Genomic DNA, 13211 nt, shown 5'->3' with positions numbered 1-13211 from the left:
CGACCGTTGTCAGACCTAGGACCTAGTCTGTGCTCCGTGACTTCGCCTGCCACCACGGAATCCGTTCCGCCCCAGCTCAGCGCGGGGCCGCGGCCCGCACCGGGCCCGGCCGCCGACGAAGGGCTCGCGCGCCGCCTTCGCGCGCTCGCCTGCACCGCGCCGCTGCACGACCTCGACGTGCGCAAGGCCAATCTCGCGGGCGAGTATTCCGGATACGGCATGGCCGAGGTGGCGCTCTCCGCCATCGACCTCGTCACGCTCAACATGGACTTCGACACGGGCGCCGACCACGAGCAGATAGTGGCCAGGCTCATCCCCCGGGTCGGCGCACAGGCCCCGCAGCGCCCCGCCGCCGAGCACGAGCGCGTGGCCCGCTGGGTCCTGGAGAACCTGATCAACGTCGGCAGCGTCGACCGCGGCTTCCGCGCCGTGTACGGCACGTTCGCGCCCGACGGCTCCTACGTCCGCAGGGACTACGACTTCAAGCTGATCGAGGAGGTCCCCGGCTACGGGGGCAGCGTCTACCTCCGCACCACCGACGAAGCGGTCAACGTCCTGGTGGGCGCTCTCGACACCGACGTCACCAGCGCCCAGATCGCCGCGGAGGTGAAGCTGGAGGTGCTGATCAACCGCGGCCGTCTCGCCGACGCCCAGCTCGCCGCCGAGCAGGCCAGGTACCGGACGGTGCAGTATTCCGAGACCCTCCGAAGGGCCCTGGACGCGACCCGGAGGAACGTCCGCGCGGTGGACTGGCTGAACGCCGTCCCCGACATGATCGCCGAGGCCCTCGACCACGTCGCCGACCGGTACCGCCACGAGAACGCGATCCTCACGAACATCCGCAAGGCCCGCGACGAGTCCGAGGACCCCGAGCACAAGCGGCGCGCCGCCGAGCTCGTCGACATCGTCAAGGACTGCATCCGCCGCCACACGCAGCTCCAGTCCCGCCTCCTCGAAGCGGGCCCCCTGTTCCGCGCCGAACAGGACCGGCAGGCGTTCGCCGCGCCGTCCGCGCGCGCGGGCCTCGACCTGTACGGGCAGCTCGTCGCGCCCCTGCTGCCGCTGCCGGTCGAGCAGGCGAGCCGCGTCACCGACGCGTTCTTCGCGCGCGGGACGGGCATGCGGACGCCCGTGTCCGTACGGGTCGGGGACCTGATCGACATACTGCTTACGCCGCCCCAGGAGCGGGAGCACCTCGGCGTCGAGATGCCCGAGCCCGACCTGATCGCCACGCCCGACGACAGCCGGTTCAGCGAGGAGCAGCTCGCGAGCGCCATGGAGCTGCTCGACCTGCCCTCCGACGCGCCGCGCCGGCTCTCCGGACTGCTCGCGGAGGCGCGCCGCCGCGACCCCGAACTGCCTTATCTGGTCGCCCTGTTGTCCGTCCACGCGGCCAGCCCTCCGGTCGGCACGGCCTATCGGCAGGGCGAGGAGAAGCTGCTGTTCGCCGTGGACGACGGCACCGAACTGGACGACCCCGAGTTCGGCGGCGCCGACCTCATCGTCGGCACGGCCCTCCTGGACGCCGCGGGCATGGCGGCCGACCGGACGGAGGCCGCGTAGTGCCGATCACAGCGCACACAGCGCACCAGGCCCCCGCGCCGCACGCATCCGCCGACGTAGACCCGAGCTTCGCAGCAGACCTGACCGAGGAGCACCAGCCGTGACCACCGATCACCCCGCAGAGCACACCGCGTGGGGCGAGGCTGAGCCCTCCGAGGCTCCGGCGGCCGGCGCGCCCGTCACCCCGGGCGACGCCGCCGACGCGGCCCGGCTCGTGGCCTTCGGCCTCCAGCCCAAGCTGCAGCCCGCCCGCGACCAGGAGTACGCCGAGCTGCTGCGCCGCTACCGCGAGGACCCGCCGTTCGCGCGGCTCGCCGATGCCGTCGCCGCCGGGCTCGGCCTTGTCGTCCTGGAGGTCTCCACGCGCGCGGGGATGGCCGTCACCGCCGCCGAGGACTCCGTCTTCGCCGTCCGGATGGGCGACTACGCGCGCCGCACCTCCGCCGACGGAACCGACCGCTTCCTGCACGGCCTCGCGCACCTCGCCGTCGCCGCCATGGCCTTCCCGCGCCCCGAGGACCTCGCCGACGACGGATACATCGGCCGCGTCACGGTGAACGGCGTGGACGCCTTCGTCCGCCAGGCCTGCCGCCGCCTGGAGGAGCGCGCCGAGGAGCAGGGCGAGAACACGGACCCGGTCTCCGACGCCCCCGGCCTCGAGGCCGCGTGGCGCATCTGGGCCCGGCGCAGCTCGACGGGCGCCACGAAGGACGCGCGCCGCCTCGCCGGATCCACCACCGGCATCGTCGCCAAGGCCGTCGCGTTCCTCACCGACTCCGGGTTCCTGCAGAGAACGGGCGACGACTCGGGCGGCACCTACCGCACCACGGCCCGCTACCAGCTCCAGGTCCGCGACCTGGCCGGCACCGCCGCCCTCTCCGAGCTGGCGGACCTCGGCATCGTGCCCGTCACGGACGGCTCCGCGAGCCTCCTGCCGCCCGCGGACGAGGACGACGGGGAGCTCGTGGCCGACGCGGGACTCCCCTTCCACTCCTGACCGGCCGCGCACCACCGCCCCACGACGCACCCCCTTACCGACGTACCGCCTCACCGACTTACTACGACGAGAGTCCGCCGCCATGTACGAGCTGTCCCGGATTCGCCTCTACTCCATCGGGCCCGCCGGTGCGCGCTACGCCGACACCGTCCTGGACCTGCGGGGCGTGGGCGAGCCCGTGCCCGACCCCGCGCCCACTCAGGCGGAGTTCTTCGAGGACGAGCCCGTCGGGCTGCCGCGGCGCCCCGCGCCCGCGGGCGTGCTCTTCCTGGAGAACGGCGGTGGCAAGTCCGTCCTCCTCAAGCTGATCTTCTCCGTGATGCTGCCGGGCCACCGGAACACGCTCGGCGGCGCGAGCTCCGGCGTGCTGCGCAAGTTCCTGCTCGCCGACGACTGCGGGCACGTGGCCCTGGAGTGGCAGCACACCCTCACGGGCGAGTGCGTCGTCGTCGGCAAGGTCAGCGAGTGGCGGGGGCGGCAGGTCTCGAACGACCCGCGCAAGTTCGCCGAGGCCTGGTACTCACTGCGGCCCGGACCCGGCATGAGCCTGGACTCGCTGCCCGTGGCCGAGTCCTCCGCCGTACGGGCCTCGGCCGAGGGCGTCTCGGGCGCGCAGGGGCGGCGGCGCACCATGAAGGGATTCCGGGACGCTCTCACCGACGCGGGCAAGGCGTACCCGCACCTCGAAGTGCACTGGGAAGAGATCCACGACCGGTGGAACGAGCACCTGGGCGACCTCGGCCTCGACCCCGAACTCTTCCGCTACCAGCGCGAGATGAACGCGGACGAGGGTGAGGCCGCCGGCCTCTTCGCCGTCAAGAAGGACTCCGACTTCACCGACCTGCTGCTGCGTGCCGTCACCGACACGCGGGACACGGACGGGCTGGCCGACCTGGTCAGCGGGTTCGGCAACAAGCTGGGGCGGCGCGCCGAGCTGATCGCCGAGCGCGAGTTCACCGCCGGCTCCGTGGATCTCCTCGGCCGCATCGTGGACGCCGCGGACAGCCGGGCACGCGCGCGTGACGTGCACGCCGGGGCCGAGCGCCGCACCCGCACCCTGGCCCGCAGGCTCGCCGCCCGCGCCGCCCTGGAGCGCGGCCGTGCCGCCGACCTCGCCCAGCAGGTCACCGCCGCCGCGCACACCGTCGGCGAGGCGGAGCAGGCTCGCGGCCGCAGCGCCCTGATCGCCTCCGAACTGGCCTACAGGCACGCCTCGTTGGCACTCGCGGGAGCCGAGAAGGCCGCCGCCGCACAGAAGCGTGAGCTCGCCGACGCGCGCACCCTGCACGCGGCCTGGCAGGCCGCCGAGGCAGTCCTGCGCCACCGCGCCGCCGCAGACCGCTCCGCGCGCGTGGCCGTCGCCATCCGCGAGGCCGAGCGGGACGCCGCCCCGGCCCTCGCCGCCCGCGCCAAGGCCGCCGCCGACCTCGTACGCGCCCTGCACGGAGCGGCCGAGAGCGCCGAGCAGCTGGCGAACGAGGGCGAGGAGCGATCCGCCGCGCTCCAGGAGGCGGGCGAGACCGCTCACCGTGACGCGACCGTCGCCGCGACGGAGGCGCAGCGCGCCCGCAGCGAGGTCGGACACCTGCGGCAGCGGCTCTCCGAGGTCGAGCAGGAGACCGCCGAGGCGGTACGGGCCGGCTGGCTCGACGACACGGCGCCCGACGCCGACCCCGCGCGCGCGGCGCTCGCCGCGAGTGACGCGGAGAAGACCACGGTCGCCGCCTGGGACACGGCGCGCGACGCCGCGCGGCGCGCGAGCGAACACGCCCGGGAGACGGCGGGCGCCGAGGCCCGCGCCGAACTCACCGCGGCCCGCGCCGCGAACGCCGCCACGGCCGCCGAGAACGCGTACGCGGCCGAGCACCGTGCCGCCGATGCCCTCGCGCGCGAAGAGCGCGTCGCCGAGCTGCTCGGACTGTCCGGGGCCCCCGGGATCCCCGCCGCAGGGGTGCCCGCACCCCGGGGCGCGGGGGCCGACGGAGCCGCCGCGACCGGGCATGCCCGCGTGGCGACCGTCACCCGCGATCTCACCGAAACCCCGCTCACGGCCGAGGAGCTGGACCGCGCGGCCGACGAGCTCAAGGCACTGCTCGACGACGGCGTGGCCTCCGCCGAACGCCAGCTCTTCGACCTGCGCACGGCCGCCGCCGACGACGCACGCATCCTCGGCGCGCTCGGCGACGGAGGGCTCCTGCCGCCCGGACCCGACGTCCTCGCCACCGTCGAGTTCCTCGGCGAGCACGGCATCCCCGCCCTGCCCGGCTGGCGCTATCTGGCCCAGGCCGTCGACCCCGCGGACCACGCGCGCGTGCTCGCCGCGCGACCCGAGCTCGTCGACGGCGTCGTCATCACCGACCCCGACACGCACGCTCGCGCCCGCGAGGCACTCGCCGGCGCCGCCCTGCTGCCCCGCTCCGCCGTCGCCGTCGGCACGGCGGCCGCCCTCCTCGCCCCGACACCCCACACCGAAACCGGCGACGGCCGCGTCTCCAGTGTCTTTCTCGTGCCGCCGAACCCGGCGATGCACGACGAGCACGCCGCCGACGAGGAGCGGCAGGCGCTGCGCACGCGCGCGACCGAGCGCGACGAGGAGATCCGTGCCCTCGCCGCCCGGCTCTCCAAGGACCGCGAACTCGCCGCCCGGATCGGCTCCTGGCGCACCGGCTGCCCGGTCGGACGCCTGCCCGAGCTGGCCGCCGCAGCGCAGGAGGCACGCGCCTTCGCCGACGAGACCGAGGCAGAGCTCGCCGAGGCCCGCACGGTCCGCGCCGAGGCCGACGAGACCGCGGTCGAGGCGACCCGCGTACGTGACGAGCGGCAGGACGCGGCCCAGCGGGCCCGGCGCGTCGCCGACGCCCTCGCGGGCCTCGCGTTCCGGCTGCGCGAGCGCGCCGGCTGGCAGGTCAAGCTGCGTGAACTCGCCGACGAGGCCGTCGAGTCGGAGGCACGCGCCCAGACCTGCCTGGAGCGCGCCCGCGCCGCCGACGAGGACCGCAGGGCGGCCCAGCGCGCCGCCGACGACGCCCGCCGTACCGCCCGCGCCCTGCGTGCCGAACGCGCGGAGATCGCCGGCGCCCCCGACGACGTACCCGAGGACCCCGAGCGGCCCGCCCTCCAGGCGCCGAAGCCGTCGCTGCCCGCCCTGCGCGAGGCGTACCGCGCGGCCTCCCAGGTCTACGAGAAGGTCGGCGTCGGCGCCGACCTGCGCGCCGAGCAGGCCCGCGCGGAGAGCGACGAGAGTGCCTCGCTCGCCGAGCTCGACCGCCTCAGCAACAAGGTCCGCACCCGCGCCGCCCAGCTCCTGGAGTCGCCCGACGGCTCCGACGGGCCGTCACGGCAGGCCGCCGCGGCCCGCGCCGACGAGCTGGTCCAGCTCCTGGAGGCCCGCGTCTCCACCGCGAGCGAGCAGCTCGGACGCCTGCGCGGCGAGGCCGAGCGGCACGCCCCCCAGGACGGCGACGACGCCCACACCGAGCTGCCCGACGACCTCGTCCCCACCGGCGCCGAGCACGCCCAGATGCTCCTGCGCACCGCCACGGGCGAACTCGCCGCGCGCACCGACGCGTTGACCGTCGCCCGCGCCGCCCACACCGAACTCCTCGACGCCCACCGTGCAGCCGAGGAGGCCACCGGCGGGTTCGAGGAGACCGCCGCGCTCCTGAAGGACCTGCTGCGCGAGCACCCAGACCGGCACGAGGCCGAGCAGGACGAGCCGGAGCCCTACCCCGGGACCCTCGAAGAGGCCAGGCAGGCGGCGGCCGAGGCCCGGCGCTCCCTGCGCGGCTGCGCCGCCGACCTGTCCGCCGCCGAGGCCGCCGTGCGCGACGCGAGCGACATCCTCGTACGGCACGCGAACGCCACGCGTTACGAGCAGGTGCGCACGCCGGCCCGGCAGCAGATCCGCGAGCTGCCCGCCTCCGCGCTGCCGGAGCACGCGCAGAAGTGGGCGGACGCGTTCGCGCCCCGGCTGCGCGTCCTGACCGACGAGCTGGAGCAGCTGGAGCGCAACCGCGACTCGATCGTGGACCGGCTGCGCGGGCTCGTCGAGTCGGCGCTCGCCACGCTGCGGTCCGCCCAGCGCCTGTCCCGCCTCCCGGAGGGGCTCGGCGAGTGGTCGGGCCAGGAGTTCGTGCGGATCCGCTTCGAGGAGCCCGACCAGGCGACCCTCGTGGAGCGGCTCGGCGAGGTCGTCGACGAGGCGACCCGCGCCGCCCTCAAGAAGAACTCCGACCTGCGCCGCGACGGCATGTCCCTGCTCCTGCGCGGCGTCGCCGCGGCCCTCCAGCCCAAGGGCATCGCCGTGGAGATCCTCAAGCCGGACGCAGTGCTGCGCGCGGAGCGGGTCCCCGTCGGGCAGATGGGCGACGTGTTCTCCGGCGGCCAGCTGCTGACCGCGGCCATCGCCCTGTACTGCACGATGGCCGCCCTGCGCTCGAACGACCGGGGCCGCGACAAGCACCGGCACGCGGGCACGCTGTTCCTCGACAACCCGATCGGCCGCGCCAACGCCACGTACCTGCTCGAACTCCAGCGGGCCGTGTCGGACGCGCTCGGCGTGCAACTCCTGTACACCACGGGCCTGTTCGACACGACGGCGCTCGCCGAGTTCCCGCTGGTCATCAGGTTGCGCAACGACGCGGACCTCAGGGCCGGCCTGAAGTACATCAGCGTCGAGGAGCACCTGCGGCCGGGCCTGCCGAAGCAGGACCCGGGCGAGGAGACCGTGCACGGGGAGATCACGGCGACGCGCATGTACAAGCGCCCTGCCCACCAGGCGACCTAGCCCGCCGAACAGCTAGGCGTCCGCGCGCAGCAGATCGGCGCACTTCTCGCCGATCATCATGGTCGTGATACACGGGTTGACCGTGACGAGGTCCGGCATCACGGAGCCGTCGGCGACGCGCAGGCCCTCGGTCCCCTTCACGCGCAGCCGCGCGTCGAGCGGCGCCGAGGCGTCGTCGTCCGCGCCCATCTTCACCGTGCAGGCCGGGTGATAGACGGTGTTGTGCGTCTTGTGGATGTAGTCGAGCAGTTCGTCGTCGGTGCGGACGTCGGGCCCCGGAGCCAGCTCCGCCCCGCCCCAGCCGCTGAGCGCCGGCTGCTCCGCGATGCGCCGCGCCAGCTTCAGCCCGTACGTCATCACGCGCGCGTCGTGCTCGTGAGTGAAGTACCGCGGGTCGACCAGCGGCTTGTCCCGGTAGTCGCGGGTGCGCAGGCGGACGGTGCCGCGCGACTTCGCCCGCGTCACGTTGGGCGTGAGACAGAAGGCGTTCTCCGACGTGGGGTAGCCGTACCGCGCGGTGTTCATGTCGAAGGGCACGGAGCCGTAGTGGAACATCAGGTCGGGCCGGTCGAGGCCGGGCTCGGTGTCGTAGAAGATGCCGGCCTCCCACCACTGGCTGGACGTGGTGGTCATCGGCTGCTTCGCCTCCCACATGATCACGCCCTCGGGGTGGTCCTGGAGGTTCTCGCCGACCCCGGGGGAGTCCACGAGCACGTCGACGCCCCTCTCGCGCAGATGGGCTTCCGGGCCGATCCCGGACAGCATGAGGAGCTTGGGTGAGTCGATGGAGCCGCAGGAGAGAATCACCTCGCGGCGGGCCCGTACCGTCCGGGTGTGGATGAGATCGGGGTCGAGGTACTCGGCGCCCACGCAGCGCCGGCACTCGAAGACGAGCCGCTTGGCCCGTACCCCGGTCCGCACCTCCAGGTTGGGCCGCTTGCCCATGACCGGGTGCAGATAGGCGACCGAGGACGACTGGCGGATGTTGTTCTCGTCGGAGTTGATCTGGAACCAGTTGGCTCCGCGCACCACCGTGCTGCCCGAGTTGAACGGCGTGGTCGGGATGCCCGCCTCGGCGCAGGCCGCGAGCAGGGCGCTGCCGCAGGGGTCGGCGCCCTTGAGGGTGCGCAGCCTCACCGGGCCGGAGCGGCCGTGGTGGTCCCCGGGGGCGTCGTTGTTCTCCAGTCGCTTGTAGAGGGGGAACACGTCGGCCGCGCCCCAGCCCGTGCACCCCGCCGCCGCCCAGTCGTCCAGGTCCTCGGCCGGTGCCCAGAAGGCGATGCACGAGTTGTGGGACGAACAGCCGCCGAGGACCTTGGCGCGCGCGTGACGCATGAAGCTGTTGCCGCTGGCCTGCGGCTCGACCGGGTAGTCCCAGTCGTACCCCGACTCCAACAGGCCCATCCAGCGGTCCAGTTGGAGGACGTTGTCGTCGCCGACGTCGCTCGGTCCCGCTTCCAGGACGCACACGCTGACGGACGGGTCCTCGGACAGACGCGCCGCGACGACGTTCCCGGCGGTGCCGCCGCCGACGACGACGTAGTCGAAGACGTCAGAGTTCATGGGCTGGTTCACGGGGTGGTGACCTCCTCCAGGGCAGCGGAATCATCGGACGGGGCAGGCTCGGCCGCGTGCTCGGCCAGGACGCCGGTGCGGTGTCGCTGGACGAACCAGTAGTAGGCGAAGCCGCCGCCCGCGATCACCGCGATGAACAGGACGGCGCCCCAGCGCAGGTACCAGTGGTAGGGGGCGGCGGCGTTGTAGACGGCAGATCGCGGCCAGATCAGGTTGAGCGTCATCGCGCCGCCCCACAGCACGGCGACGATGTTGACGGGCAATCCCCAGCGGCCGAGGGAGAACTTCCCGTCGCCCGCCGGCTGCCACCTGCCGCGCAGCCGCGCCACCAGCATCGGACCGGTGACCAGCAGATAGGCGAGGTAGATCATGATGATGCCGATGCTGGTGACCACGGTGAAGATCTGCGGCTGGCGGATGTTGACGATCAGGATCGCGAGCGCCAGTACGCCGATGACGACGGCCGGGACGACCGGCGTTCTGAAGCGCGGGCTGACCCGGCCGAGTACCGACGACGCCGGCAGGTTGTTGTCGCGCGACATCGCGAAGGCGAGGCGGATCGCGGCCGTGTGCACGGCGAGGGCGCACACCGTGACCGCGATCAGGACACACCACAGCATCGCCTTTCCGGCCGTCGGGCCGAGCACGTCCAGGACGACGTACTGGAGGCCGTCCGTCGACAGCTTCTTGCCGCTCAGGCTCGACACGCTCATCAGGGCGAGCAGCAGGATCAGCCCGCCGAGGACGAACGAGGCGACGATCGCGCGGATGATGGCCCGCGGCGCGCCCCGCGTCGGGTCGAGGGACTCCTCGCCGAGCGAGGCCGCCGTGTCGAAGCCGTACATCACGTACGCGGAGGCCAGCGACGCGACCAGGAACGCGCTCAGGTAGCCGAACGGCTGGCCGTGGCCCGCCCCCGCCGTGTGCGTCACGACCTGCGGGCCGCGCACGATGTGCACCGCGAACAGCACGATCAGGACGACGGTCGCGATCAGTTCGAGGAAGACGCCGGCTGTGTTGATGGTGGCCATCAGCTTCACGCCGAAGGCGTTGACGAGCGTCGTGAACAGGATCAGAACGGAGGCCAGGACGACGGCGTTGGTCGCGACGTCGTACGGGCCGGTGCCGTCCCCGATGAACTGGAAGGCCGACGAGATCTGCGGCAGCGTCAGCTGGTAGGCGAGCGCGACGGCCGCGATCGACACGACCGAGGCGAGCAGCATCATCCACCCGGCGAGCCAGCCGACGTGCGGATTGCCCACCTTCTTCGCCCAGTTGTAGACGGAGCCCGCGACGGGATAGCGGGCGGCCAGTTCGGCGAAGCAGAGGGCGACCATGAACTGGCCGCCGAACACCATCGGCCAGGACCACCAGTAGGCAGGGCCGCCATTCGCGAAGCCGAAGTAGAAGAGCTGGAAGGTGCCGGTGAGGATGGAGATGTAGCTGATGCCCGCGGCGAAGGTGTGGAAGTTGCCCAGCGTGCGCTTGAGTTCGGGCCGGTAGCCGAACTCGGCGAGTTCGGCGTCGTCCCCGCTCCGCGTCTCCTGTGTGTTCTCGTCCTGGCTCATGACGGCTCACCGTCCTCGGAACACTCCGGCGGCGCACCGAACCAGCCCTGAGCGACGGGCCGCGTATTGCGCCAGATGTGCTTGGTCTCGCGGTATTCGGCGAGCCCCGAGGGGCCGAGCTCGCGCCCGGTGCCGGACTGCTTGTAGCCGCCCCACTCGGCCTGGGGGACGTACGGGTGGTAGTCGTTGATCCAGACCGTGCCGAGGCGCAGGGCGCCCGCGACGCGCGCGGCCTTCGCCTCGTCGCCCGTCCAGACGGCGCCCGCGAGCCCGTAGATCGAGTCGTTCGCGAGCCGCACAGCCTCGCCCTCGTCGGCGAACCGCTCGACGGTCAGGACCGGGCCGAAGGACTCGTCCTGCACGACGGACATGCCGCTCGTGCACTCGTCGAGGACGGTCGGCAGATAGTAGAAGCCCTGCTCGTACGCGGCCGAATGCGGCCGTTCGCCGCCGCAGCGCAGCACCGCCCCCTCCTCGACGCCCCGCGCGACATAGGCCTCGACCTTGGCGCGGTGCGCGGCCGAGATCAGCGGCCCCGTCTGCGCGTCCTCGTCGAACGGGCCGCCCAGCCGGATGAGTTCGGCGCGTCGCACGACCTCGTCGACGAAGCGGTCGTGCAGCGAGTCCTCCACGAGGAGCCGCGCGCCGGCCGAACACACCTGCCCCGAGTGCAGGAACACCGCGGTGAGCGCCATGTCGACGGCCGCCTCGAAGTCGGCGTCCGCGAACACGATGTTCGGGTTCTTGCCGCCGAGTTCGAGGGCGACCTTCTTGACCGAGCCCGCCGCGGCCGCCATCAGCAGCCGCCCCGTCTGCAGGCCGCCCGTGAACGACACGAGGTCCACGTCCGGATGGTCACCGAGCGGAGCGCCCGCCTCCGGGCCCGCGCCGAGGACCAGATTGGCGACGCCCGCGGGCAGCCCCGCCTCGTCGAGCAGCCGCATCAGATGGATCGCCGTGTGCGGGGTCAGCTCGCTCGGCTTGAGGACGAAGGTGTTCCCGGCGGCGAGCGCAGGGGCGACTTTCCACGCGGTCTGCAGGAGCGGGTAGTTCCACGGGGTGATCAGGCCGCACACCCCGACCGGCTCGTACACGACCCGGCTCTCGGCGCCCTCCGTCCCCGTCTCGACGACGCGTCCGGTGTCGGCGGCGGCGAGCCGCCCGAAGTAGCGGAAGCAGTTCGCGATGTCGTCGATGTCGTACGCGCTCTCGACCAGCCGCTTCCCGGTGTCCAGGGACTCGGCGCGGGCCAGCGCGTCCTTGTCGCGCACGAGCAGGTCCGCGACGCGCAGGAGGAGGTCGCCGTGCTCGGCCGCCGGCATCCGGGGCCACGGGCCTTCGTCGAAGGCGTGGCGGGCCGCGGCGATGGCGTCGGCGGTGTCCTTGGCGCCGGCCTCGTCGACCACGGCGACGAGCGAGCCGTCCGCGGGGCAGCGGATCTCGCGGGTCCGCTCGTCCCGGGCGGTGGTCCACACGCCGCCGATGAACAGGTCAGGCATGGGCACCGCCCAGCTTGGAGGTCAGCCATTCGTGGAAGATCCCGATGTGGTGCTCGGTCGGGACGAGCACGCCGCCGCGCCGGTAGGCACGGGAGTCCATCGCCGGCTGGGTGCGCTCACAGGCCTCGAAGTCCTGGGCGTTGACCCGGTGGAACAGCTCCACGGACTTGGAGACATCGGTGCCCGACGCGACGACCTCGGGCGCGTACAGCCAGTCGCACTCGACGACCGTACGGTCCTCGGCCAGCGGGAACATCCGGTGCAGGATCACATGGTCGGGGACGAGGTTGACGAAGACCGTCGGCCGCACGGTGATCGCGTAGTAGCGGCGGTCCTGGTCGTCGGCGACCTGGGGCAGCCGGCCGAAGCCCTCGCTGCCGTCGACGGTGAATCCCTTCACGCCGTCCCCGAACTCGGCTCCGTGGCCCACGTAGAACTGGGCGGCGTAGCCGTCCGCGAACTCCGGCAGCACGTCGGTCAGTTCGGGGTGGATCGTCGCGCAGTGGTAGCACTCCATGAAGTTCTCGATGATCAGCTTCCAGTTGGCCTGCACGTCGTACGTGATGCGCTTGCCGAGGGCCAGGTCCTGGGTGCGGTACCGCTCGATCGAGGCAGCGTCGCCGAGCCGTTCGACGGCCGCGCCGACCACCGACTCCTCGAACGAGGGCGGCTCGTCGGCCAGACAGACCCAGGCGTAGCCGAGCCACTCGCGCAGGGCGACCTTGACGAGGCCGTACTCGGTGCGGTCGACGTCCGGCATCTGCGCCAGGTTCGGCGCCGCGGCGAGCTTGCCGTCGAGGTCGTACGTCCACGCGTGGTAGGGGCACTGGAGGTTGCGGCGGACCTGGCCGGACTCCTCCGTGCGCAGGCGGGCGCCGCGGTGGCGGCAGACGTTGAGGAAGGCCCGCAGTTCGCCGGTGCGGGAGCGGGTGATGAGGACGTTCTCGCGGCCGACCTGGACCGTGCGGAAGGCGCCCGGCCTGTCGAGGTCCGCCGCGCGCACGGCGCAGAACCACATCGCCTCGAAGATGCGTTCCTGCTCCTGCCGGAAGATGTCCGGATCGGTGTAGTAGTGGCCGGGCAGCGTGGCCATCAGGCTCGGGGGAATCGGGGTCGTCGTCACGTGCGTAGTTCTCCTCAGGCGGGCGCGGCGGCGAGGCGGCCGGGGTCGAAGAGGTCGATGGGGTACGCGGTGGTGCCGGTGGGCGCGAGGCCGGCGACGA

Annotated in this window: 7 protein-coding genes; 3 read left to right on the top strand and 4 right to left on the bottom strand. The window is 73.0% G+C overall.

Annotation, left to right across the window (positions count from 1 at the left end; all coding sequences use genetic code 11):
• Window positions 1–36: 36 nt before the first annotated feature.
• From ACIPWY_RS24650 to ACIPWY_RS24640, 3 genes are all read left to right on the top strand, one after another.
• Window positions 37–1563, top strand: a complete 1527-nt coding sequence (locus ACIPWY_RS24650) for a hypothetical protein (protein WP_362908965.1) — start codon at window positions 37–39, stop codon at window positions 1561–1563.
• 100 nt (window positions 1564–1663) lie between these two features.
• Window positions 1664–2560 carry a hypothetical protein gene (locus tag ACIPWY_RS24645; RefSeq protein WP_362908963.1) on the top strand — a complete coding sequence of 299 codons (897 nt, stop codon included), beginning with the start codon at window positions 1664–1666 and terminating at the stop codon, window positions 2558–2560.
• Between the two features lie 82 nt (window positions 2561–2642).
• A complete protein-coding gene (locus ACIPWY_RS24640) occupies window positions 2643–7346 on the top strand; it encodes a hypothetical protein (protein ID WP_401534997.1) in 4704 nt (1567 codons plus the stop codon).
• 12 nt (window positions 7347–7358) lie between these two features.
• On the opposite strand, the gene ACIPWY_RS24635 is transcribed toward ACIPWY_RS24640, so the two are convergent.
• From ACIPWY_RS24635 to ACIPWY_RS24620, 4 genes are read right to left on the bottom strand one after another with little or no spacing between them, the layout of a single operon-like run.
• On the bottom strand, window positions 7359–8909 hold the full coding sequence (locus ACIPWY_RS24635) for a GMC family oxidoreductase (RefSeq protein WP_401535249.1): 1551 nt from the start codon (window positions 8907–8909) through the stop codon (window positions 7359–7361).
• An 8-nt stretch (window positions 8910–8917) separates the two neighbouring features.
• Entirely contained in the window at window positions 8918–10489 is a 1572-nt protein-coding gene (locus ACIPWY_RS24630; protein ID WP_362908959.1) for an APC family permease, read from the bottom strand.
• Window positions 10486–11988, bottom strand: a complete 1503-nt coding sequence (locus ACIPWY_RS24625; protein ID WP_393705888.1) for an aldehyde dehydrogenase family protein — start codon at window positions 11986–11988, stop codon at window positions 10486–10488. Before ACIPWY_RS24625 ends, ACIPWY_RS24630 begins: the two co-directional genes overlap by 4 nt.
• Window positions 11981–13111 (bottom strand): aromatic ring-hydroxylating dioxygenase subunit alpha, encoded by a 1131-nt coding sequence (locus tag ACIPWY_RS24620; protein WP_393705887.1) that lies wholly within the window; start codon window positions 13109–13111, stop codon window positions 11981–11983. The genes ACIPWY_RS24625 and ACIPWY_RS24620 overlap by 8 nt, the downstream gene beginning before the upstream one ends.
• Between the last annotated feature and the right edge of the window lie 100 nt (window positions 13112–13211).

Source organism: Streptomyces sp. NPDC090032 (assembly GCF_044748025.1).
Lineage (GTDB): Bacteria > Actinomycetota > Actinomycetes > Streptomycetales > Streptomycetaceae > Streptomyces.
This window is presented reverse-complemented; position numbering and strand designations above follow the sequence as displayed.

Bases quoted from the DNA above. Each gene is read 5' to 3' on its own strand.
- ACIPWY_RS24640 (WP_401534997.1), top strand. From the start codon at position 2,643: ATGTACGAGCTGTCCCGGATTCGCCTCTACTCCATCGGGCCCGCCGGT.
- ACIPWY_RS24630 (WP_362908959.1), bottom strand. From the start codon at position 10,489: ATGAGCCAGGACGAGAACACACAGGAGACGCGGAGCGGGGACGACGCC.
- ACIPWY_RS24625 (WP_393705888.1), bottom strand. From the start codon at position 11,988: ATGCCTGACCTGTTCATCGGCGGCGTGTGGACCACCGCCCGGGACGAG.
- ACIPWY_RS24635 (WP_401535249.1), bottom strand. From the start codon at position 8,909: ATGAACTCTGACGTCTTCGACTACGTCGTCGTCGGCGGCGGCACCGCC.